The organism is Acidobacteriota bacterium (assembly GCA_026707545.1).
In the GTDB taxonomy this organism is placed as follows: Bacteria; Acidobacteriota; Thermoanaerobaculia; order Multivoradales; family Multivoraceae; genus Multivorans.
This window is the reverse complement of record JAPOWR010000001.1, coordinates 1,269,535-1,290,802: the sequence shown is the minus strand read 5'-3', so window position 1 is coordinate 1,290,802 and position 21,268 is coordinate 1,269,535. Positions and strand designations below refer to the sequence as shown.

Genomic DNA, 21,268 nt, shown 5'->3' with positions numbered 1-21,268 from the left:
CATCCGCGCGGTCGTGCGGGCATAACTCAGTTGGTAGAGTGCCAGCTTCCCAAGCTGGATGTCGCGGGTTCGAGTCCCGTTGCCCGCTCCAGTGCCGTCCGGACGACCCCGTCCTGCTGAGTTCGGAACCGGAGAAAGGTAGATGGCGTTCTTCAAGAAGGATCTCGACGACTCGGCGGCCGAGGCCGCACTGACGCCTCCGGGGAACGTGAGGTCGACATCAGCCGCGCCGGCCCGTACGTACGTGGCCGCCGGCTCCCACATCGAAGGCACGATCTCGGGCGAAACGGAGGTTCTGGTCGACGGTTCACTGGACGGGTCCGTGAAACTCGAGGGGCGCTTCGTTCTCGGTCGTCGAGGCCGGATCCAGGGTGACGTCGCGGCTCACTCGGTTCAGGTCGCCGGCAAGGTGAAGGGCAATGTCCGGGCCACGGAGAAGATCGAGGTGGCGACTTCGGGATCGATCGAGGGCGATCTGACGGCCCCCCTCGTCTCGATCGCCGAAGGAGGGGTCTGCAACGGCAGGATCGAGATGAGCGGAACGCTCGCGATCGGTTCCCCTTCCGGTTCGCGCTTCGGCGGCGAGGTCGCCGAGTCGGGCGGGTCCTAGCGCCGCCAGACCCATCACAGGCTGCTAGCGCCGGGTTTCCTCGGCGGGGAGGCTCGATGCCAGGCCGCAGGCGGCACAGAGCACCTGCAGATCGCCCGGTACCGGCGCGGTGGAGCTGGCCGGAGGCAGGCCGGCGATGGAGGGAAGCGTCAGCTTCCTGGCATGCAGCGCCGGGCGGGGGAAGTCCCGCAGGGGCCGTCGAACGGACGGCGGCAGGCTGCGCCAGCGTTGTTCGCCGTACGCCGGATCCCCGACTAGAGGGTGCCCGATCGCCTTGCAGTGAACGCGGATCTGGTGAGTTCTCCCGGTCAGGAGCTCGACTTCCAGCAGCGAGGCGCCGGTGCCCGTCCCGAGTACGCGGTAGCGGGTCGTCGCGGGGCGGCCGCCCCGGGCTTCGGACGTAACGGCCATGCGAGTGCGGACGGTTGGGTGGCGGCCGATCGGTAGCTCGACCGTTCCGTTTGGTGGATCCGGTCGGCCATAGACGACCGCCAGGTACACCTTGTCCACCTCTCGCTCGGCGAACGCCTGGCTCAACCTCCGGTACGCCGCATCGGTTCGGGCGATGGCGAGGACGCCGCTCGTGCCTCGATCCAGGCGGTGGACGATGCCGGGCCGCGCCGGCGATCCGACGGTCCCGATCTCGGGGTGGTGGTGGAGAAGGCGGTTCACGAGCGTGCCGCTCCTGACGCCGGAGCCGGGGTGAACGATCAGCCCCGCCGGCTTATCGACCACCAACAGGTGTTCGTCCTGGTGAAGCAATCGGATCGGCTCCGCCTCGGGTTCGAGAACCGTAGGCGGAGGCGTCGGAACCTGGTAGTCGATCCGCTCCTCGCCGCGCAGAAGGTAGGAGGGCTTCGCCGCAGTTCCGTTTACGGTCGCGAGGCCGTTGCGCAGAAGCCGCTGAACCTGGCTGCGGGTCAGATCCAGCGCTTTCGCGAGGTAGCGGTCGATCCGTTCGCCCGTCGCGGACGCCGGCACCCGCATCGAGTTCACTTCGGTGTACGAGCCTGTACCAACCCGCGGCGTCGCGCGCGCCCCGCGCTCGATCGCCGCCGCACTTGCGGCCAGAAACTGTGCGCCAGCATCAGCACGATGCCAACCGTGACCGCGCTGTCCGCGACATTGAAGGCTGGCCAGTGGTGAGCGCCGACGTACACGTCGATGAAGTCAGTTACGGCCCGCAGGAGAACTCGGTCCGCCAGGTTGCCGACGGCCCCGCCGAGTACCAATGCGAGGGAGAGCAGGAGGAGGGGCTCGCGCTCGGACGTACTACGGAAGTACAGAGAGACGACGATCAGCGCGGCGCACCCCAGGGCAATGAGCAGCAGCGTGCCCGCGAGCTCACGGTCGGCGGGAAACAGTCCGAAGGCGATGCCCGTGTTCTGCACGTGAACCAGATCGAAGAAGCCTGGCACGACGGGCGATCGTCCGTGGACTTCGAGGCTGGCTTCGATCCACAGCTTGGTCCATTGATCGAGTGCCAGCACGAAGGCAGACACGACGAGGAGTCTCGCTTTCACGGGGGGGGGAGCGTACCAGTCGCTAGCGCCCACGCCCTGGCAAGAGCGGCCGCCGTGTCGGGCTCGGAGAAGGCGCGGATCGCAGCCACGCCATGCGCTCCGACGCGCACCAGGTCGGGTGCGTTCGAGGGATCGACACCGCCGACGGCGAGGATCGGGACGCGACCCTGCGCGGCCCGCTTCAGGCGTTCGACGCCCTGAGGCGCGCCGAACCGGAGCTTCTCGGGCGAGGCAAAGACAGGGCCGAAAAGAGCGTAGTCGGCGCCGGCAACGGCGGCCGCTTCCAGCTCCCGGCGGCTGTGCGTCGAGACGCCGAGCAGCAGGCCGCGCGCCTGGATCGACGGGGCGATTTCAGCCCACGGCTGATCCGACCGCAGGTGGACGCCGTCGGCCCGGCAGTCGACTGCCACATCGAGACTGCCGTTGATGATGAGAAGACCGGAAACCGCCTCGCGCAGGGTGTAGCCGATCTCCGTCCGTGCGGTGGGGTCGAGGTCCTTCTCGCGCAGCTGGACCGCGGCCCCGTCTGGCAGCGAGCGGGCCCAGCGTTCCAATCCGGATGCTCCGCCGCACAGGCGCCGGTCGCTGATGGCCAGCAGCGTAGGGACTTCGGGCCTTCGACTCATCCAGCTCGATCGGGTTCTGGAATCGGAGCTTTCGCTTCCGCTCGACGCCTGCTGAGGAGGATGCGTTCGAGGTCGTGAATGCCCCAGATGAGATGAACGAACCCGAACCCGGTCACCGCGCCGCGGACCCACGGCAGCATGAGGAAGGTGCCGAGATGCGCCTGCGAAAGCGGCGACCTGGTCACCAGCAGGCTCCAGAACTCCCGCCATGGAGCGATGACCAGGAAGAGTCCGGCCTCCACGCAGTAGATCACGAAGAGAACGCGGAGCAGGCTGGACCAGGCTACACCCCAGCGCATGAGTCGCATTCTAGGGGGTGGGGACTGGGTCCAGACGCCGAGCCTGCGAGGCGTTTGCCGGCGCGAGGTCGCCGCGCCGGGACCTAGGGAGGTGTGCGGCCTGGGTTGCTGGGCGCGGACGATGGCGGCGGAGACGACCTGGGCGCGGAGTTGCCCGACGGCCTCGAGGGCGGCGCGTAGCTGCGCGACGGGGGCGACGGGCGTGGCGAGGAAGCGCGGGGCGTGGAGCGGGTGCGGGTGGGGGTCGACCTCGGCGTGGACGCCCTCGGTGGCGTGGAACGGGTCCGGGTGGGGGTCGACCTCGGTGTGGACGCCCTCGGTGGCGTGGAGCGGGTCCGCGTGGGGGTCGACCTCGGTGTGGACGCCCTCGGTGGCGTGGAGCGGGTCCGCGTGGGGGTCGACCTCGGTGTGGACGCCCTCGGTGGCGTGGCGCGGGTCCGCGTGGGGGTCGACTTCGGCGTGGACACCCTCGGTGGCGTAGAGCGGGTCCGCGTGGGTGTGGACTTGGGCGCGGATGTCCGCGTTGGCGTGGAACGGGTCCGGGTCGGGGTTGCCGTCCGCGGAGCGGTGACGCGCTCAGGCCGTCTTGATGGAGGATTCGCCGTGCGCGGGGCAACCGGCACCGCGTCCCGGCCGCGGATGGCGTCGAGGACGCGGCGGGCGGGCGTCGGTCTCCGGGTGCGGTCGAGCGCGTCTCCGTTCGCCCGTGGTGCCGCGACTCGAACCGGTGCACTGTCTTCGGCGCCCTCGGACTCTTCAATGGTCGTCGTCGACGTGGGAGTCGCCGTCAGACCTCCGGAACGGACGCGTACGGGTTTCGGGGCTTCGGCTCGCCGAACGTCATCGAGGGATCCCCGCCGAAGCGTGACGCCCGTGCGGGACTCCCTGTCGGCAGCCGCTGTCGGCGAGTTGGAGCGTGTCCGGACGCCGCCGGCGGTCACGCCGAGCAGACCGGATCGGTTCCCCACCGAGGGGCCGCCGCCGACTCGCACCGTTCCTTGCTGGTCCGGTGCTCGCGTCAACCTGACCTTGAGCGACTCGCTCAGGTCCGCCCTTCGGGCGACGAAGTCCGTGACGTCGGGCAACTCGCTTTCGGAGAAGCCGCGGCGTTTGCCGAGGAGGACCTGCTGTACCGCCTCGGGATCCCGCCAGTTCCGATAGTCGATGCCGTTCGTGTCCGTCGTGATGATGCCGCGTGCGAGCTTCGGATGCCGCTGGCGCAGGGACCGGCCGTAGGTGTAGCCCCGGCCGTAGCCGAGGTAGCCCGAGGGGCAGAAAATCCAGGTGTTGAACGGATCCCAGAAGCCCCCTGCCCACCCGTAGAGTCCCCAGCGAAGGCCGAAGCCCCGGCCGAGGTAGTAGCGATTGTAGTAACCGCGGGGGATCCAGCCCACATAGGAGGGGCCCCAGTACCAGTACACGTGGCTCGGAGCGTAGATGGCGCTCGGGAACCAGAGCCAGCCGTAGCCGGCATACAGGTTCCAGCTGCCGTAGTGGTAGGTGAGGGGACCCCAGGGGTCGCGGGCGACCCAGTACAGTCCGGCGGGAGTGTGTGTCCAACGGCCCCGACTGTAGGGCTGCCAATCGTCCTCGACCGCGGGCTTCCAGGCCCGACCATCCTCGACCTCCACCCACTGGCCGTGGTCGGACAGGTTGGACCCGTAGCCGTCGACATCGACGGCCGCGTACGCCGCAAGCCGGGCGCGGTGAGTTCCCACCCATTCATCCAGGGCCAGCGCGGCGGCGCCGGCGCCGCTCTGGAGCTCGATCCACGGATCGTCGAGACCTTGCACTCGAAGCGCTTCGCCATCGCGGACGATCACCGAACCACGCTGGGTGACGACTTCCGCGAAGCCGTCCAATACGACGATTTCCGTCCAGCGGTCGCCGTCGCTGTGTACCTGGTAGCTCCCCCGCTGTTTGGCGTAGATCCGGGAGTTCGTCGTGTCGATGGCCGGTAGCTCCCAGTCCAGGAGGTTGTTCGCGACCTCGAGGCTCAACCGGCCCCGGTGCAGAACGTAGAGGGAGTCCGTGTCGTCCGCGTCCGGTGAGCCGGCGATCTGGGCGAACGTGACCTCGCTGTCGTGGTCGAGGGCGAGAATCGAGCGGTCGGACATCAGCACGGCCAGGCGGCCATACGGATTGGTCCAGATCCGGTCTCCGCGCAGGACCGGAAGGTGAATCTCCAGCTCGCTCTGGGCACCGGAACGCGCCGCGAACAAGGTCGCATCTCCGTCCAACGCTCCGACCAGGCTATAGACGCCGTCGAGTTCTCCCCGTTCCTGTGGCCGCGTCTGTGCGTGCGTGGCGGTCGCCGCGCCTGCCACGAGGACGATCAGTAGGGCTTGCGGGAGGGTACACTTCATCTCTTTACCTCCAACGGGCTCGGAGTCTGCACGCTACCACCGGAGGTCGAGCAATCCGCGTGCCAGAACCGCGCAGGCGCCGCAGCGTACCGACCTCGGGGAAACCGTAGCGGGAACGTCACAGTGGTGTCTACTCGCGGGGACGGTGGCGTCATCGGGCACCTGCCTTCCCGTATGATCGGCGCGGCTCCACGCCGCGTAGGGATTACATGTCCGTTCTTCCGATCCGTCTCTACCCGGACCCCGTGCTGCGGGTGCAGTGCGCGCCCGTCGAGGACTTCGGCTCCGATCTCAGGCGTCTGGCTGCGGACATGATCGAGACGATGCACGAGGCGCCCGGCGTCGGCCTTGCCGCGCCCCAGGTCGGTGTCGCACTGCGGGTAGCGGTGGTCGATGCGACGGCCGGAATGGACCCTGACGCGGTACGGGTCCTGGTGAATCCGCGAGTCGTCGATTCGGCCGGCGTGGACACGGACACGGAAGGTTGTCTGTCGATCCCCGACTTCACGGAGAAGGTCACTCGGCCAGCCACGGTTCGGGTCGCAGCCGTCGACCTGGAGGGCGTTCCCTTCGAGTTGAACGCCGAGGAGCTCGAGGCGCGGGTCATTCAGCACGAGTTGGACCACCTGGACGGCGTGTTGTTCGTCGATCGGCTGCGTGGGCTGCGACGACAGCGGGCCAGGAGCTTTCTCCGCCGGCTGCGCGCGGAAGAGGCCGTCCACGCCGGCGGTGGCCTCTGAGCGCTCGGGCGGGAGAGGCGCCCACGCGCTTGCCGCTACCGCGGGCGGCCGTTCTGGTGGCGCTTGGCCTTGTGGCTTGCGATGGTGGGAGCGGAAGCCCGACGGCGCCGGCTCCCCGGGTGCCGCGGAGTGTCAGCTTCCTGGCGGGCCAGGCCGGGGACGAGTCGATCGGCCTGCGGGGCACCGTGCTGGGGCCGACGCTCGAGGTCGAAATCTACGCCGCCGGTGTCCAGGATCTGTACGGCCTGGGCTTTGAACTCCTGTTCCCCGCCAACCTGCTGCGCTACGAGGGGGTGGACGACGGCGTGTTCCCAAGCCTTGAGGCCCAGGAATCCGCGTCAGGCCAGCTTGTCGTCGGCGCCACCCATCTCGGGTCGGTGGCGGGTCTGAACGGCGGCGGCACGGTCGCTGTCGTCCGCTTCACGGCGTTCGCCAATGGCAGCGGAAGTCTGGACTTCAGTTCCCAGGAGGCCTTCGACAGGTTCGGCGATCGCCTCGCCCTGAGCTGGGTGGGGGGCTCGGTCGAAGTCGACCTCTGAGGTGGTCGGCTCGCTCCGGGGCGGGCGGTGGCTGGACCGCTCCGGTGGCCGTTGCTACTGTCGCCGATGCCGTCCGCGCGCCCGGTGGCGGGCGTTCGGAATGCGTAGCGTGGGTGGTGCGAATGGCGCGGCCCGGGTTCAAGGTGGCTTGGAGAGTCGCTCGATGGTACCGGTGAAGCTCTACAACTCTCTCGGGCGAAGGCTGGAAGAATTCGAGCCGCTCGAACCCGGTCACGTTCGCCTCTACACCTGCGGTCCGACCGTCTACGACCGCGTCCACATCGGCAACCTGCGCACGTTCGTCTTCGAGGACGTGCTGCGAAGAACCCTCAGGTTCTTCGGCTACCGCGTCACCCAGGCGATGAACCTGACCGACGTCGAGGACAAGATCATCGCCGCGGCGATTTCTGCCGGCGTCGACATCGGCGACTTCACCCGACCCCATGTGGAATCGTTCTTCGAGGACCTGTCCGCGCTTCGGATCGAGCCGGTGGAGCACTACCCGCGGGCCACGGCCCACGTCGACGAGATGATCGCGATGATCGAGCAGCTCCTGGAGGCGGGATACGCGTATCGGGCCGACGATTCGGTGTTCTTCCGCATCGCCGCCGACGACGACTACGGCAAGTTGTCCGGAATCGACGTCGAACAGGTGCGGCGAGGCGAGCGCGTGCAGAGCGACGAGTACGGCAAGGAGGACGCGCGCGACTTCGTTCTGTGGAAGGGCGCCAAGGAAGGTGAGCCGGAGTGGGCGTCGCCGTGGGGCCCCGGTCGGCCAGGATGGCACATCGAGTGCTCGGCGATGAGCCAGAAGTACCTGGGCACCACCTTCGACATCCACTGCGGAGGTGTCGACAACCTGTTTCCGCATCACGAGAACGAGATCGCCCAGAGCGAATCGGCGAACGGCAACCCGCTGGCGCGGTACTGGCTCCACTCCGAGCACCTGACCGTCGACGGCGAGAAGATGTCCAAGTCTCTCGGCAACTGCCACACCCTTGGCGATCTTCAGGGCAGGGGGCTACGGTTCCGTTCCATCCGCTACCTGCTGATCTCGGTGCACTACCGCCAACAGCTCGACTTCACGTTCGCCAAGGTGGCGGAGGCGGAGCGAGCACTGAAACGGATCGACGACATGCGGTTCCGGCTCGCCCACGAGGCGGAACAGGCCGCTGATACAGCGCCCATCGAGGCCCGCGCGGCGGCGTTCGAGGAGGCCTTCGCTTCCGCCCTCGCCGACGACCTGAACACATCCGCCGCCCTCGGTGCGGTGTTCCGGTTCGTGCACGAAGTGAACGGGATGATCGACCGGGGGCTGCCGGCCGGTGCCAGGCCTCGGGTGGAGAGCGCGTTGCAGCGAGCCGACGACGTGCTTGGGGTGCTGGACGCAGCGGCCTGGGCGGGGGAGTCCGGTTCGGCGTCGGGAGACGGGGACCGCGGCCTGAGCGATGAGGAAGTGGAGAAGCTGGTGCGGGCCAGGAGCGACGCGAGGGCGGCGCGGGACTTCGCGGCTGCCGACCAGCTCCGCGAGGGACTGGCGGCCGCCGGGGTGGTGGTGGAGGACACGCCGGACGGTAGTCGCTGGAAGCGGTCCTGATCGCGACCGCATGAGCGACGCCGGAGAGGAGCGCGAGCCGCGCCTGAGCGGTGCGGAGGCGGAGCAGGCCGCGGCGGACCTGCTCCGGCGGAACGGGCACCGGATCCTGGCGCGAAACGTCGCCACCGCGGCTGGCGAACTGGACCTGGTTACGATGGACGGAGACACGCTCTGCTTCGTCGAGGTCAAGGCCCGGTTCGACCCGCGCTTCGGCGGTGCGGCGGCGGCGGTTGACCGGCGAAAGCGGCGCCGCCTCGTGCGCGCGGCCGAGGCCTTCCTGAGCGCCCCGGAACGGACGCCGTTGCGGCTCGGTCCGTGCCGTTTCGACGTCGTGGCGGCGACCTGGCAGCCGGAGCTCGGAGAGTGGCGGTTCACGCACTATCGCGATGCGTTCACCGTCGACGACACGGGCCGGCGAAGCTGGCTGTAGCTCGCCCGCGAGTTGACAGTCCGGAAGAGGGAGCCGTATCCTCCGCGATTCAGGGCCTGCCGGTTAGCCGGCGGGTTCGCTCCGGCGCGGGAATAGCTCAGTGGTAGAGCACAACCTTGCCAAGGTTGGGGTCGCGGGTTCGAATCCCGTTTCCCGCTCCACGCGAGCCGCGCGGGTCGAAACCGGCGGCGAAGTCCCCCGGGGCGACGTGGCCAAGTGGTAAGGCGAGGGTCTGCAAAACCCTTATTCGCCGGTTCGAATCCGGCCGTCGCCTCCAGACTTCCCCTACACGCCGGAGTGGCGGAACGGCAGACGCAGGGGACTTAAAATCCCCCGCCCTCTAAGGGCGTGTGGGTTCGAATCCCACCTCCGGCACGGCGTCACTGGTACTCTCCCGGTCCGAAATGGACCGAACCCTGGCCGACGTGGCCGACGCCAGCGACGGGCGGTTGTTGGAGATCGCTGAGGTAACCGGCACCGGCGCCGACAGCCGACGCCTCCGGGAGATCGGCTTCTGCACCGGAGCACCGGTACGGTTCATTCGCCGGGCACCGCTCGGCGACCCCGCGATGTACGAGCTTCGCGGCGCGCTCCTCAGTCTACGCCGCAGCGAGGCGCGGCGGATCCGGGTCCATCGGGCAGGCGCGTGACGACGCTGGTCCGTTTGCGGCCGACCGCGCCGCCGAAGCGGCCCGGGCGTGTCGCGATCCTGGGAGCGCCGAACTCGGGCAAGACGACCCTGTTCAACGCCCTCACCGGGCATCGGGCCAAGGCGGGGAACTACCCGGGCGTTACGGTCGACCGTCGCGAGGGCGATCTTCAGCGGAGGTTCGGCGCCGACGATGTCCGGCTGGTCGACCTGCCCGGCGTCTATAGCCTCCAGCCTCAATCGGAAGACGAGACGGTCGCGGTCCGGGTGCTCGAGGGTGGCTTCGGCGAGCCGGCCCCGGACGGCGTCGTGGTCGTCGTGGACGCCACGACGATCGAACGGGGTTTGCCGCTGCTGGCCGAAGCAGCCGCCCTGGGCCTGCCGGTCTGTGTCGCCCTGACGATGATCGACGAACTGAAGGCGCGGCACGGCGAGATCGATCCGGCGGAACTCGAACAGGAACTCGGCGTGCCGGTGCTTGGAGTGGTCGGCAACCGCGGCCTCGGTATCGACGATCTCGGCGCGCTGGTCAGCGCACCCTGGGACTGGACCGGGAGCCCCAGCCTGTCCCAGGGCGCGGAGGCGAAAACGCCGGAGGACCGGTTCGCCTGGGCGCGCACGATCCTGGGCGCCTGCCGCCGGCAGGCTCCGGAGCCGAATCGCTGGACTCGGCGGCTGGACCGCTTCCTGCTTCATCCGGTCATCGGTTCCGCCGTCTTTCTGACCTTCGTGGCGTTCTTCTTCCAGGCCATCTTCACTTGGGCCACGCCTGCCATGGACTTCCTGTCCGGGCTCATGGATGGCCTCGCCGACCAGGTCCTGGTGGCGTTGCCGGACACCGCGGTCACCCGCCTCGTGGCCGACGGCGTGATCCGCGGAGTCGGCGCGGTGATCGTCTTCCTGCCTCAGATCGTGCTCCTCTTCACGGTCATCCTGTTCCTGGAGGCTTGCGGCTACATGGCCCGGGCCGCGTTCGTCGTGGACCGCGTGATGGGCTGGGTCGGGCTGGAGGGCCGCTGCTTCATCGCTCTGCTTTCCTCCTACGCTTGTGCCGTGCCCGGCATCATGGCGACCCGAACGATCCCGTCGCCACGCGATCGACTGACCACGATCCTCGTTGCTCCGTTCGCGACCTGCTCGGCCCGGCTGCCCGTTTACCTTCTGCTGATCGCCGCGTTCATTCCTGCCGATCCGGTCCTTGGTCCCTTTACCTGGCAGGGACTGACGCTGATGGGCCTCTACTTCCTGGGGACCGGCGCCGCGTTGCTCTCGGCGGCCGTGTTCAAGCGCGGTCTCCTGCGCGGCACCTCTCTGCCGTTCTACCTGGAACTGCCGCCGTACCGGTTACCGCGACCCAGCGACATCGCCCTCGGCGTCTGGGACCGGGCGAAGCTGTTCCTGCGCCGCGCGGGCACGATCATCCTCGCCGTCAGCGTCGTTCTCTGGTTTCTGCTCAACCTGCCGCGGCGTCCGGCTGACCCTGACCTCTCCGTCGTCGAGAACCAGCGGATGGTTCTCGAAGGCAGCTACGCGGCCTCCGCCGGCCGGCTGCTGGAACCCGTCTTCGCGCCCATGGATTTCGACTGGCGGATCAATGTCGGCCTGGTCGCTTCCCAGGCCGCCCGCGAGGTGATGGTTGCCACCCTCGCCCAGATCTACGCCCAGGAAGACCAGGACGGGGAGGGCCTCGGCGTCCTGCTCGCCGGCAGCGGAGAGGCCGGCAGCGCGCCGCTCCTGTCCCGGGCTTCGGCGCTCGCCCTCCTCGTCTACTTCGCCTTCGCGATGCAGTGCATGTCGACGCTGGCCGTGATCCGGCGCGAGACCGGGGGCTGGCGATGGCCCGTCTTCACGTTCGCCTACATGAACGGCCTGGCCTGGCTGAGCGCCTGGCTGACCTTCGTCGTCGCCACGGCAGCCGGCGCCTAGTCAGGCGCCGGTGAACCGCGGCTGACGGCGCTGTGTCATCGCCCGCACGCCCTCCGCGAAGTCCGCGGTTTGCCGCAGGCGGTCCTGCTCGACCTTCTCGTGGTCGGTGGCGGCGCGGATCTCCGAAGCGAGCTGTCCGCGGAGCGTCTGGCGGATCGATCGCACCGCGAGCGGCGCCGAGGCCGCGATCTCACGCGCCAGCGCCCGGGCCCGTGTGCGCACTTCCTCGCGGGCGACGAACTCGTCGCAGAGGCCGATCCGAAACGCCTCTTCGCCCTTGACCCGGCGGCCGGTGTAAAGCAGCTCCATTGCCCGCTGGCGACCGACCAGGCGGGGGAGGGTGACGGTCAACCCGAAGCCCTGAATGAAGCCGAGGCGCGCGAAGTTCGCGGCGAACCGTGCCTCCGCGCAGGCGACGCGAAAGTCCGGCATCAGGGCCAGTCCGAGACCGCCGCCGACGGCCGCGCCCTGGATCGCTGCAACGACCGGGGTGCGGGTCTCGAACAGCCGCACTGCCTCGTCGTATAGGTGTCGCTGCGGTGTCCCGGTGGCAGGGCGCGACGCGTTCAGGTTCGCTCCGGCACAGAAGTGCTTGCCCTCCGAGCAGAGCACGACGGCGCGGCAGTCGTCGCGCTCGTCGAGATCCTCGATCGTCGCCGCCAGGGTGGCGATCAGGTCCTGGTCGAAGAAGTTGTTGGGGGGACGGTGGATTTCCACCTCCGCGACCAGGTCGTCGCCGACCGCAACCGTGACTTCGCCGTTTCCGGCGGCGCTGCCGCTCATCCGTCTCCTCGCTTCCTTGGTGGTCCTTGCCGGCGGAGACTCTATCTCCCCGGCACCGGCGCGGCCGTTCCCCGGCCGCGATAGTCGCCGAACAGCATTTCGACGCCGAAACGCAGGATGGGAACCGAGTCCCTGGGTTCGCCCTGAGTCTCACGGCGCCAGGCCATGCCGGGACCGATCTCGAGAAAGAACCACTCACGGAGGATCTGCTGCCGGTAGATCAGCCGGACGAAGTAGTTCTCTATCGGGACCGGCATGCCCGTCTCTCCGTTGGCGCCGATCTGGTGGGCAATGGCGCGGCGACGGCCCAGGCGGTGGTAGTAGCTCAACTCGGTGAACCAGTCCGCGCCCTCTGTGATGTCGGTGATCTTCCCGGCACCGCGCCAGCGCATCATCGCCCCCCCCGCGAAGGCGTGCTCGTAGTCGATTCGGGTGGACAGCCCCCAGCCGTCCTCGCGCTCCCAGAACAGGCTGTGCCGAAAGCGCACAAGATCCGTGTCCGACAGGAAGGTCCGGTGCTTGTAGCGGGCGCGTGCGAAGGGCTCGACCGGAAAATCGAAGTTCATGCCGACATCGAAATCGAGGTCCCCGTTGCCGCCGGAGATTGGCCGATAACCGAGTCCGAGCAGCCACTCGTCGTCGGCGGCGTCGAACATCTGCGGCAAGGAGGTGGCGCCCCGGCGTTGAGCGTCTTCCAGCACGTCTTCGCGGTCGTCGCGACCGATGAAAGCGTTCAGGCGCCTCTCCATGTTCGGGAAGTGGAGGCGGGCGCGAAAGCGGAGGTCGTCCTCGAAGCCGTACTGCTCATCCCAGATCACGCCCACCAGGGCGCGGCCGTAGGTCGCCTCGAGTTCCTCGTCGAGCCGGTAGTCGCCGAACAGGTGATCGAACCACAATGCCGTTTCGCAGGCCGTCCGGTGCAGGCGCAGGTTGAGCCAGTCGAGCCAGGAACGTCCCTCGAGGTACTCGGAGGCGCACGGGTCGACCGGCTCGTCCTCGGCTTCTTCCGCAGCTCCTTCCGCAGCCGCCCGGGTTTCGGCCTCCGCCTCCACAGCGGGCCGCGGAGCGCGGCCCGCGTCGGGTTCGGGTTTCGGTTCCTGGCCCGGGACGGGATCGACGGCGAGAACGCCGGCACAGAGGACTACGCAGGCCATCTCCGGCCAACCGCGCAGGGGGTGCCGCGTTTCTCTTGTCAGCATGGTCTCAGGGGCAGCGCGACCGGCACTCCGCCCGGCTCGGCGGCGCCCGTCCATCTTCGCACGCCGGGTCGGAAATCCGCAGACGGGACTGCCTTCGCGGCTAGGCTAGGCGCATCGTGCGCGGCCCGGTCGAGGAGACTCACAGCCTGCCGCACAGCGAAGAGTCGGAGCGCGCTGTGCTGGCCGCGATCCTGCTCGACGCCGACCGGCATCTGGCGGCTACCGCGACGCGCCTGAAGCCGGACGACTACTACTTCGAGAGACATCGGCTCCTGTACGAGGCGATGCTCGCGCTCCAGGAATCGGATCGCCCGATCGACCTGCGGACCGTGCAGGCGCGGCTGGAACAGCGGGACCAGTTCGACGCCGCCGGCGGCGTCGCGTACCTGGCCACGCTGGAAGTGGATCTGCCGGACCTCGGCCGTGTCGACTCCTACGTCGAGATCATCAAGGAACGGGCGCTGCGCAGGCGACTGATCGACGCCTGTACGACGATCTACCGAACGGCGCTCGACGGCGGTCTCGAGGCGAAGGATGCCCTCGGCCGTGCAGAGCAGGCCGTGATGGAGCTGAGCGAGGAGGCGGTATCGCGCACCTTCGCGCCATTCGACCAGGTGGTCCGCGAGACGGTGGAGCGGCTTGAACAGCGCTCGTCGAACGACTTTCCCGGGTTGCGTACGGGATTCGTCGACTTCGACCGGCTGACGCACGGTCTCCAGCCGGGCAACCTGATCATCATCGCCGGCCGGCCGGGGATGGGGAAGACGAGCCTGGCCCTCAACATCGCCACACACGTTGCGCACGAGGAAAAGAAGGGAGCCGGCTTCTTCTCGCTCGAGATGAACGAGCAGGAGATCGCCATGCGGGTGCTGTGCTCCACGACCGACATCCCCTTCCACAGGTTGCGCGGCGGTCGGCTCGGCGCGCGCGACTGGAGCCGCCTGCACGAGGCGGTGGAGGCCGGCCGGGACTCGAGTCTGTTCATCGACGATTCCGCCAATCCATCGCTACTCGAGGTCGCCTCCAAGGCGCGCAGGCTGAAGGCGCAGCACGGCCTCGCACTGCTGGTCGTGGACTACCTCCAGTTGATGAACGCCGGGGGCAGGTACGAGAACCGGAACCTGGAGATCGGAGCGATCACACGCGGCCTGAAACAACTGGCCAAGGAGCTGGATGTGCCGGTCGTGGCGCTGTCCCAGCTCTCGCGGCTTCCGGAGCGCCGGGGCAAGGACCACCGGCCCCAGCTCGCGGATCTCCGGGAGTCGGGCAACATCGAGCAGGACGCCGACATCGTCGTCTTCGTCTACCGGGAAGAGATGTACGAGCGGGACGATCCCGATGTGCAGGGCATGGCGCAGTTGATCATCGCCAAGCACCGGAACGGGGAAACGGGGAGCATAGATCTGGTCTTCATCGGCGACACGACGACGTTTCGCAACTACGACAGCCATCACACGCCGCCCGAGGGGCCGCCCTGACCGCGGACGCTCGCGCCCGGGTCGAAATCGACCTCGGCGCGCTGGCCGGCAATCTGCGACTGATTCGGCGGGCCGTTGGCGGGACCGGAGTCTTCGGTGTGGTCAAGGCGGACGCCTACGGTCACGGAGCGGTGGCTGTGAGCTTCGAGTTGGAGCGGTTGGGCATCGATGGGTTGGCCGTTTCTCGCGTCAGCGAGGTCGGGGAACTGAGGCGATCCGGCGTAAGGAGTCCGCTGCTGCTCCTGGGTGGACCAGCGTCGATCGAGGAACTCGCCCGCGCCGTCGAGTGGAACGCGACGCCGGTACTCACGCGTCGAGAGCAGATCGCCGACTGGTCGGCCTGGCGCCGGCGGTCGTCCGGCAGCGCCACGCCACTCGGTGTCGTCGTCGAGTTGGACACGGGCATGAGCCGCTATGGCGTGCCGCTCGATGAGTGGCCGCTCGTGCTCCAGGAGGTTCGGTCGGCGCCAGAACTGCGACTGGCCGGCTTGATGTCCCACCTGGCGGAATCGGAGCTGCCGAAAAGCGGCTTCACGGCTCTCCAGGAGCAGCGGTTTGCAGCGGCTGTCGAGGCTTTGGGCCCGGAGGAGCGCGAGAACGTATCCCTTCATCTCTCGAACTCTGCCGGCGCACTCAGACGGGTTTCCGCGCGCTGGGACGCGGTGCGTGTGGGTGGGGCGCTCTACGGCCTCGATCTGGCCTCGGCCGCCGATCCCTCGCCGGCGTCCGGGCTGCGCCCGGTGATGCGTGTCGTGGCGCCCATCCTCGATCTTCGCCAGGTCCCGGCCGGTACCGGCGTCGGCTATCGCCGCACCTGGAAAGCGCCGCGTGACGCGACGATCGGCCTGGTGCCGGTTGGCTACGGCGACGGATTCAGCACCGCGCTCGGCGCTGGCGACGTGCTCGTGAGCGGTGTTCGCTGCCCGCTCGCGGGTCAGGTCAGCATGGACTCTCTGACCGTCGACGTCACCGGCGTTCCAGGAGTCATGGTGGGAGACGAGTGCGTCCTGCTCGGCTCCCAGGGAGACGAGCGGATCGAGGTCGCCGAACTCGCCGCTCGCGCTGGTGTCGCGGCGTACGAAGTCTGGTGCGGCTTCGAGCGCCGGCTGCCGCGGAAGGTCCTCGACCCTGGGCGCCCTAGAGAAGGGGGTCGCGGCCGGTGATCCGCCGGAACGCGTCGAGATAGCGCTCCCGGGTCTCCCGGACGACCTCGGGAGTCAGTTCCGGCGGCGGGGAGGCCTTGTCCCAGCCCGTTCCGGCGACCCAGTCGCGGACCGGCTGCTTGTCGTAGGACACCGGCTCGGTGCCCGGCGACCAGGCCGCGGCGTCCCAGTAGCGCGACGAGTCCGGCGTCAGAACCTCGTCGATCAGCAGCAGTTGCCCGTCGACGAGTCCGAACTCGAACTTCGTGTCCGCCAGGATGATGCCGCGCTGCGCTGCAAGTTCGCGGCCGCGGCTGAACAGCTCGAGGGTGATCCGGCGGAGCGTCGCCGCCATCTCGGCGCCTACGCCGTCGACCAGGGTGTCGTAGTCGATGTTCTCGTCGTGCCCTTCTTCCGCCTTGGTGGCCGGCGTGAAGATCGGCTGGTCCAGCTCCTCCGCCCGTCGCATGCCCGCCGGCAGGTCGTGGCCACAGGCCCGGCCGGTCTCCTGGTACTCCTTGAAGGCGCTCCCCGCAAGATAGCCGCGCGCTACGCACTCGTAGGGAACCACTTCCGCCTTGCGTACGAGCACGGAGCGCCCTTCAAGGCGGTCCGCGTACCGCCGCAGATCGGCCGGATAGCGGCCTACGTCGACCTCGACCAGATGATTGGGAATCGTGTCGCCCAGCCGATCGAACCAGAAGTTCGTCAACTGGTTGAGCACCTTGCCCTTGTCCGGAATCTCCGGCGAGAGCACGAAGTCGTAGGCGGACACGCGGTCGCTGGCCACGAGCAGCAACAGGTCGCCCAGGTCGTAGATGTCGCGGACCTTGCCGCGGCGGGGAGCCGGAAGCCCTTCGAGAGCGTTCATCGAGCCGGGAATGTAGCATGGCGTTTCGACGCGCAGAGCGCCCCGGAATTCCGCGCCCGCGAGGGCAAGAAGAGGAGCCGATCGTGGAAGACAGGTCGTCCCGGCAAGGCAGTCGCTAGAGCCGCCAAACCCGTCGCAGACTCCGTCCAAGGGTCACTGCGCCCCAGGGGCCATGTGACTCCAGTCTGAAAGCGTCCTTGCGGCTTGGCGCCGCCGAGCCTCATGGCAGACTCCGTGTTTGGCCCCAGCCCCCACCTCACAACGACCTCGCGCCGCAGCGCTTGCTACGCTGCGTTCTGCGGCGCAAGCTCCTAGCGGCAGTACGTGCGTTACGACATCCAGACCTTCCGCGGAGATCTGTTCGGCGCGCTGACCTCGACGGTCGTCGCGCTGCCTGTGGCACTGGCCCTGGGGGTCGCGTCGGGGATGGGAGCGGTGGCGGGTCTGCACGGGGCGATCGCCGTCGGCTTCTTTGCCGCGGTGTTTGGCGGAACGCGGTCCCAGATCTCCGGCCCGACGGCGCCGATGACCGTCGCGATGACGGTGATCATCACGACCCACGCGTCGAATCTGACCGAGGCGTTGACCGTCGTCGTCCTCGGGGGCCTGCTCCAGTTGCTCCTCGGACTGGCGAAGATCGGTCGCTACGTGATCTACACGCCCTATGTCGTCGTGTCCGGCTTCATGTCGGGCATCGGGATCATCGTCATCCTGATCCAGATTCTGCCGATCCTCGGCTCGTCACCGGCGCCCGGGGGGCCGACGGGTGCGATCCGGGCCATCCCGGAAGCGGTGGGGGCGGTGAACCTGAACGCGCTGGCGGTGGGACTACTTACCCTGGCCGTCGGCGTGCTCTGGCCGAAGCGGCTGGCGAAGTACCTGCCCGGACCGTTGCTCGCGCTGATCGTGGGCACGCTCCTGGGTGTGTTCTGGCTGGGTGGCGCGCCGGTCCTTGGCGATGTGCCGGCGGGGCTTCCATCCCTGAAGATCGGGATTCCGGCCGCGGGTTTCCTGGTCCAGGCGCTGCAGCCCGCGCTGATTCTCGCGCTCCTGGGCTCCGTCGACAGTCTGCTGACGTCGCTCGTGGCGGACTCGCTGACCGGCACCCGTCACAATCCGAATCGCGAGTTGGTGGGGCAGGGCATCGGCAACATGGTCTCGGGAATGCTGGGCGGCCTGCCGGGCGCCGGCGCCACGATGGGTACGGTGGTCAACATCCGGGCAGGCGGATCGACGCCGGTGTCCGGGGCGTTGCGTGCGACGTTCCTGCTGCTGCTCGCGGTGGGCCTCGGACCGGTCGTGGAACCGGTTCCACACGCGGTGCTGGCCGCCATCATGATGAAGGTTGGCTGGGACATCATCGACTGGCCGCTCGTCGCCCGCGTCCACCGGATTCGCCGCGAACACCTGTTCGTCATGCTCCTGACGTTGGGACTGACGGTGCTGGTCGATCTGGTGACGGCGGTTGCGGTCGGCCTGATCGCGGCCGGTATGGCGCATGCCCGGCGGCTGGAGCGTCTCGAACTGGACAGCGTCGTTTCCGTTCCGCTGCTCGACCGCACATTCTTCGCCGAGGAGCACGGACCACCAGCGGCGGATCGGTACTCGGCACGCGTCGGCCTCGTCGCGCTCAAGGGAACGCTCACCGTGGCCTCCTCGAACAAGCTGGTGGGTGTGATCGGTGGAGACATCAAGGACCACGAAGTCGTCATCTTCGACTTTTCGGAAGCCGTGCATCTCGACGACAGCGCGGCCATGCTGATCCGGCGCCTGTTCGAAGTGGCCTCGGCGGAGCGAACGGAAGTAGTGGTCGCCGGTTTGTCCGGCTCGGTCGCCAGGACACTCCACACGCTCGACATCCTTCGAGGCATCCCGGAGGACCGTCTGACACCGGGCCTGGAGGAGGCGCGAGCCGTTGCCCACGATCTGCTCAATGGTCCTTCCGGCACGGGATAGGGTGGGGCCGATTCCGACCCGACAGGCCGGGATCGCGCGGCTTGAACTGCGGTGGCCTGAGGTGTTTGGTGCATGGGGTCAGGTGAAACAACCTCGCGCCTCTCGCGTCAAAGAGGAAGACACGAGGCGTAGCGGCCATCCCGGCCGGGCGCGGTCGAAGGAAGGAACGTAGTCGATGAAACTGCTCCCAGCTCCGAGAGTCCGAAAGCCGGCGGCGATGATCGCCGCAGTCTGCGCCGTGCTCCTCCTGCCGGCGGTCTCGACCTCCCCGGCGAAGGCACAGGTGCGGGTGGGCTCGACATGGATCACCGAGCCGGTCGTGCCCGACTTCGACATCGCGGACGAGCAGCTCCTCCTGGACCTGGACGAGGCGATCGCGATCGCACTCAGGAACAACCTCGGTCTGCTGGTGCAGCGGTATCAGCGGTCCCAGTCCCTGTTCCGGATCGACCAGGAGTTCGGCATCTACGACCTGGTGCTCGGGGTCAACACGAGCGTGAACAGCGACAGCAGGCCGTCGGTCTCCCAGCTCGACGGCGCGGCGGTCACGGAGAACGAGACGATCGTTGCAAACGTGGAACTGCGCCAGCCGATCTCGTCCGGTGGCGACTTCTCGATCAACTTCGACAACAGCCGCTCCACGTCGAACTCCCGCTTTTCCGACATCAACCCGAGCCTGCGGTCCAGCCTGACGGTCGCCTTCAACCAGCCTCTGCTCCGGAACCGGGGCAAGAGGATCACGGAGCGCAATCTCGCGGTGGCGCGGCTGAACAGCGACATCAGCCTGGAGGATCTGGAGGTGCAGGTGGTCGACACGGTGCAGACGGTGGCCAACGGCTACTGGGCTCTGGTCGAGGGCCTGGAGCAGCTCAAGGTGGCCGAGGAGAGTCTGGCCCTGGCCGAGGAGCTCCACGAGATGAACCGGATCCAGATCGAGGTGGGAACCCTGGCGCCGCTCGAACTCGTGCAGAGCGAAGCCGGGATCGCCACCCGGGAGGAGGAGATCATCCGGGTGCAGGCGCAGATCGAAGATGCCGCGGACGAGCTCAGGCGGCTTCTGAATCTGGACGAGACATCGTTCTGGAATCTGGAGATCGTGCCGACGACCTCGCCGGAGATTTCTCGGGTCGTCATCGACCTGGAGGCTTCCCTGAACTGGGCTCTCGAGCGGCGTGCCGAGATCGAGCGGCAGGAGCTTCAGATCGCGTCCCTGGTGATCGACTCGGACTTCCTGAGAAACCAGCGCCGGCCCGATCTCAACCTGAGCGTGAGCTACGGCCGGAACGCGCTCGGCGGTGAACGGGTGACCTGCGATCGGCCGGGTCCTCCCAGCATCGCGGATCTGTTCGAGCCATGCCCGGAGGAGTACGTCAGGGTCGACTCGCTCGACTACCTTTCGACCCTGGGTCAGTTCTACGACGGCATCCTGGGACAGGTCTTCGAGGGCTGGAACGTCGGCCTGAACCTGACGAAGCCGCTGCAGAACCGGTCGGCCAAGGCCCAGAGCCGGATCGCGGAACTCGCGCTGGACCAGGGGCGCCTCGAACTCCAGGACCTGATGCTCACGATCCGCACCGAGGTTCGCACGGCCGCCCGCGGCGTGGAGACCGCGGGCAAGCAGATCGACTCCGCCCGGGTATCGCGGGAACTCGCCGAGAAGAACCTCGACGCGGCCCAGAAGCGATACGAGAACGGACTCTGGACGAGCTTCCAGGTGCTCGAGATCCAGGAGGACCTGACCGCGGCGCGAAGTCGTGAGGTCGAAGCAATCACCGGCTACAGGCGGGCCCTGCTGGCCTACTTCAGGGCCATCGGCATGCTGCTGGACCAGAAGGGCATCGAACTCGTCGACGACGCCGAAGCCGACAGTTGCCGGGCGGCGCCGCCGGAGGGTGGTGCCGGAGGTGGGAGTCGAACCCACACGCCCAGTCAGGGCGCAGGGTTGCTGGAGTCCCCGCAGGGGACCCTTCAGGTGGCCAACGTGGTGCCGGAGGTGGGAGTCGAACCCACACGCCCAGTCAGGGCGCAGGGTTGCTGGAGTCCCCGCAGGGGACCCTTCAGGTGGCCAACGTGGTGCCGGAGGTGGGAGTCGAACCCACACGCCCAGTCAGGGCGCAGGGTTGCTGGAGTCCCCGCAGGGGACCCTTCAGGTGGCCAACGTGGTGCCGGAGGTGGGAGTCGAACCCACACGCCCAGTGAGGGCGGGGGATTTTGAGTCCCCTGCGTCTGCCATTCCGCCACTCCGGCACAAGAATCGCACGCCTCGGGCGTGCTCGGGCGACGGGGCGGCAGAGTAGCACTGCCACCGAGCATGTTCCAGTGGCGGAGCCGCAAAGCCCGCGCTTTCAATGACTTAGAGTGGATCCGGTCGCACGAGGCACAAATGGGGCGGAAACAGCCTTGACGATCAAGGTCCTGTCGGCTACAATCCGCGCCCGTTAAGTGCGTGGCTATCCGTAAGTTAGAACACATCCAGAAGAGCCATCGGCGGCCGATCTCGGAACTGCATTCAGGGTTCCGGCGACGTTTACCGG

At 68.1% G+C, this 21,268-nt stretch carries 19 protein-coding genes and 5 tRNA genes; 14 read left to right on the top strand and 10 right to left on the bottom strand.

What is annotated here, in order from left to right; genetic code table 11:
* Window positions 1-15: 15 nt before the first annotated feature.
* Both OXG83_05045 and OXG83_05040 read left to right on the top strand, forming a co-directional pair.
* Window positions 16-91: transfer RNA gene (locus tag OXG83_05045), tRNA-Gly, on the top strand.
* 51 nt (window positions 92-142) lie between these two features.
* The gene (locus OXG83_05040; GenBank protein ID MCY3964380.1) at window positions 143-610 is read left to right on the top strand and encodes a polymer-forming cytoskeletal protein; all 468 of its coding nucleotides are present in this window, start codon (window positions 143-145) and stop codon (window positions 608-610) included.
* Window positions 611-634: 24 nt separating this feature from the next.
* Here OXG83_05040 and OXG83_05035 read toward each other — a convergent pair whose 3' ends face one another.
* The 5 genes from OXG83_05035 to OXG83_05015 form a co-directional block, all read right to left on the bottom strand.
* Window positions 635-1,597, bottom strand: a complete 963-nt coding sequence (locus OXG83_05035) for an RluA family pseudouridine synthase (protein ID MCY3964379.1) — start codon at window positions 1,595-1,597, stop codon at window positions 635-637.
* 5 nt (window positions 1,598-1,602) lie between these two features.
* Entirely contained in the window at window positions 1,603-2,133 is a 531-nt protein-coding gene (gene lspA / locus OXG83_05030) for a signal peptidase II (protein ID MCY3964378.1), read from the bottom strand.
* Window positions 2,130-2,759, bottom strand: coding sequence for a thiamine phosphate synthase (locus OXG83_05025; GenBank protein MCY3964377.1), 630 nt, complete (start codon window positions 2,757-2,759; stop codon window positions 2,130-2,132). The genes lspA and OXG83_05025 overlap by 4 nt, the downstream gene beginning before the upstream one ends.
* Window positions 2,756-3,058, bottom strand: a complete 303-nt coding sequence (locus tag OXG83_05020) for a hypothetical protein (protein ID MCY3964376.1) — start codon at window positions 3,056-3,058, stop codon at window positions 2,756-2,758. The genes OXG83_05025 and OXG83_05020 overlap by 4 nt, the downstream gene beginning before the upstream one ends.
* Window positions 3,059-3,141: 83 nt before the next feature.
* Window positions 3,142-5,424, bottom strand: coding sequence for a hypothetical protein (locus OXG83_05015; GenBank protein ID MCY3964375.1), 2,283 nt, complete (start codon window positions 5,422-5,424; stop codon window positions 3,142-3,144).
* 209 nt (window positions 5,425-5,633) lie between these two features.
* On the opposite strand from OXG83_05015, the gene def reads away from it, so the two are divergent.
* The 9 genes from def to OXG83_04970 all read left to right on the top strand — a co-directional run bounded on the left by def (window position 5,634) and on the right by OXG83_04970 (window position 11,305).
* On the top strand, window positions 5,634-6,164 hold the full coding sequence (def, locus tag OXG83_05010; GenBank protein ID MCY3964374.1) for a peptide deformylase: 531 nt from the start codon (window positions 5,634-5,636) through the stop codon (window positions 6,162-6,164).
* Window positions 6,165-6,283: 119 nt separating this feature from the next.
* The gene (locus OXG83_05005) at window positions 6,284-6,703 is read left to right on the top strand and encodes a cohesin domain-containing protein (GenBank protein ID MCY3964373.1); all 420 of its coding nucleotides are present in this window, start codon (window positions 6,284-6,286) and stop codon (window positions 6,701-6,703) included.
* Window positions 6,704-6,866: 163 nt separating this feature from the next.
* Window positions 6,867-8,300, top strand: coding sequence for a cysteine--tRNA ligase (gene cysS, locus OXG83_05000; GenBank protein ID MCY3964372.1), 1,434 nt, complete (start codon window positions 6,867-6,869; stop codon window positions 8,298-8,300).
* A gap of 10 nt (window positions 8,301-8,310) precedes the next feature.
* Window positions 8,311-8,730 (top strand): YraN family protein, encoded by a 420-nt coding sequence (locus tag OXG83_04995; protein ID MCY3964371.1) that lies wholly within the window; start codon window positions 8,311-8,313, stop codon window positions 8,728-8,730.
* An 86-nt stretch (window positions 8,731-8,816) separates the two neighbouring features.
* Window positions 8,817-8,891 (top strand) — tRNA-Gly (locus OXG83_04990).
* Between the two features lie 41 nt (window positions 8,892-8,932).
* Window positions 8,933-9,007, top strand: a tRNA-Cys gene (locus OXG83_04985).
* 14 nt (window positions 9,008-9,021) lie between these two features.
* Window positions 9,022-9,105: transfer RNA gene (locus OXG83_04980), tRNA-Leu, on the top strand.
* Window positions 9,106-9,134: 29 nt separating this feature from the next.
* On the top strand, window positions 9,135-9,380 hold the full coding sequence (locus OXG83_04975; protein MCY3964370.1) for a FeoA family protein: 246 nt from the start codon (window positions 9,135-9,137) through the stop codon (window positions 9,378-9,380).
* Window positions 9,377-11,305, top strand: a complete 1,929-nt coding sequence (locus OXG83_04970) for a ferrous iron transporter B (GenBank protein ID MCY3964369.1) — start codon at window positions 9,377-9,379, stop codon at window positions 11,303-11,305. The genes OXG83_04975 and OXG83_04970 overlap by 4 nt, the downstream gene beginning before the upstream one ends.
* Here OXG83_04970 and OXG83_04965 read toward each other — a convergent pair whose 3' ends face one another.
* Both OXG83_04965 and OXG83_04960 read right to left on the bottom strand, forming a co-directional pair.
* On the bottom strand, window positions 11,306-12,088 hold the full coding sequence (locus OXG83_04965; GenBank protein ID MCY3964368.1) for an enoyl-CoA hydratase/isomerase family protein: 783 nt from the start codon (window positions 12,086-12,088) through the stop codon (window positions 11,306-11,308).
* Window positions 12,089-12,129: 41 nt separating this feature from the next.
* Window positions 12,130-13,287, bottom strand: coding sequence for a hypothetical protein (locus OXG83_04960; GenBank protein ID MCY3964367.1), 1,158 nt, complete (start codon window positions 13,285-13,287; stop codon window positions 12,130-12,132).
* Between the two features lie 116 nt (window positions 13,288-13,403).
* Here OXG83_04960 and dnaB point away from each other — a divergent pair, with 116 nt between their 5' ends.
* Together dnaB and alr are read left to right on the top strand one after the other, a co-directional pair.
* Entirely contained in the window at window positions 13,404-14,765 is a 1,362-nt protein-coding gene (gene dnaB, locus OXG83_04955; protein MCY3964366.1) for a replicative DNA helicase, read from the top strand.
* Window positions 14,762-15,928 (top strand): alanine racemase, encoded by a 1,167-nt coding sequence (alr, locus tag OXG83_04950; protein ID MCY3964365.1) that lies wholly within the window; start codon window positions 14,762-14,764, stop codon window positions 15,926-15,928. The genes dnaB and alr overlap by 4 nt, the downstream gene beginning before the upstream one ends.
* Here alr and OXG83_04945 read toward each other — a convergent pair.
* Entirely contained in the window at window positions 15,903-16,778 is an 876-nt protein-coding gene (locus tag OXG83_04945; GenBank protein ID MCY3964364.1) for a phosphoribosylaminoimidazolesuccinocarboxamide synthase, read from the bottom strand. The two genes, alr and OXG83_04945, sit on opposite strands and share 26 nt — an antisense overlap.
* 324 nt (window positions 16,779-17,102) lie before the next feature.
* Here OXG83_04945 and OXG83_04940 point away from each other — a divergent pair, with 324 nt between their 5' ends.
* The gene (locus tag OXG83_04940; protein ID MCY3964363.1) at window positions 17,103-18,734 is read left to right on the top strand and encodes a SulP family inorganic anion transporter; all 1,632 of its coding nucleotides are present in this window, start codon (window positions 17,103-17,105) and stop codon (window positions 18,732-18,734) included.
* A 465-nt stretch (window positions 18,735-19,199) separates the two neighbouring features.
* On the opposite strand, the gene OXG83_04935 is transcribed toward OXG83_04940, so the two are convergent.
* Together OXG83_04935 and OXG83_04930 are read right to left on the bottom strand one after the other, a co-directional pair.
* Complete coding sequence (locus OXG83_04935) at window positions 19,200-19,439, bottom strand: hypothetical protein (GenBank protein ID MCY3964362.1); 240 nt, start codon at window positions 19,437-19,439, stop codon at window positions 19,200-19,202.
* Window positions 19,440-20,894: 1,455 nt separating this feature from the next.
* Window positions 20,895-20,981 (bottom strand) — tRNA-Leu (locus tag OXG83_04930).
* Window positions 20,982-21,268 lie beyond the last annotated feature (287 nt).

Excerpts from the sequence above, each read along its gene's own strand:
- OXG83_04995 (MCY3964371.1), top strand. The coding sequence starts at position 8,311 with ATGAGCGACGCCGGAGAGGAGCGCGAGCCGCGCCTGAGCGGTGCGGAG.
- OXG83_04945 (MCY3964364.1), bottom strand. The coding sequence starts at position 16,778 with ATGAACGCTCTCGAAGGGCTTCCGGCTCCCCGCCGCGGCAAGGTCCGC.
- OXG83_05025 (MCY3964377.1), bottom strand. The coding sequence starts at position 2,759 with ATGAGTCGAAGGCCCGAAGTCCCTACGCTGCTGGCCATCAGCGACCGG.
- OXG83_04960 (MCY3964367.1), bottom strand. The coding sequence starts at position 13,287 with ATGCTGACAAGAGAAACGCGGCACCCCCTGCGCGGTTGGCCGGAGATG.
- OXG83_05015 (MCY3964375.1), bottom strand. The coding sequence starts at position 5,424 with ATGAAGTGTACCCTCCCGCAAGCCCTACTGATCGTCCTCGTGGCAGGC.
- cysS (MCY3964372.1), top strand. The coding sequence starts at position 6,867 with ATGGTACCGGTGAAGCTCTACAACTCTCTCGGGCGAAGGCTGGAAGAA.
- OXG83_04965 (MCY3964368.1), bottom strand. The coding sequence starts at position 12,088 with ATGAGCGGCAGCGCCGCCGGAAACGGCGAAGTCACGGTTGCGGTCGGC.
- def (MCY3964374.1), top strand. The coding sequence starts at position 5,634 with ATGTCCGTTCTTCCGATCCGTCTCTACCCGGACCCCGTGCTGCGGGTG.
- OXG83_05040 (MCY3964380.1), top strand. The coding sequence starts at position 143 with ATGGCGTTCTTCAAGAAGGATCTCGACGACTCGGCGGCCGAGGCCGCA.
- OXG83_05020 (MCY3964376.1), bottom strand. The coding sequence starts at position 3,058 with ATGCGCTGGGGTGTAGCCTGGTCCAGCCTGCTCCGCGTTCTCTTCGTG.
- OXG83_05035 (MCY3964379.1), bottom strand. The coding sequence starts at position 1,597 with ATGCGGGTGCCGGCGTCCGCGACGGGCGAACGGATCGACCGCTACCTC.
- OXG83_04975 (MCY3964370.1), top strand. The coding sequence starts at position 9,135 with ATGGACCGAACCCTGGCCGACGTGGCCGACGCCAGCGACGGGCGGTTG.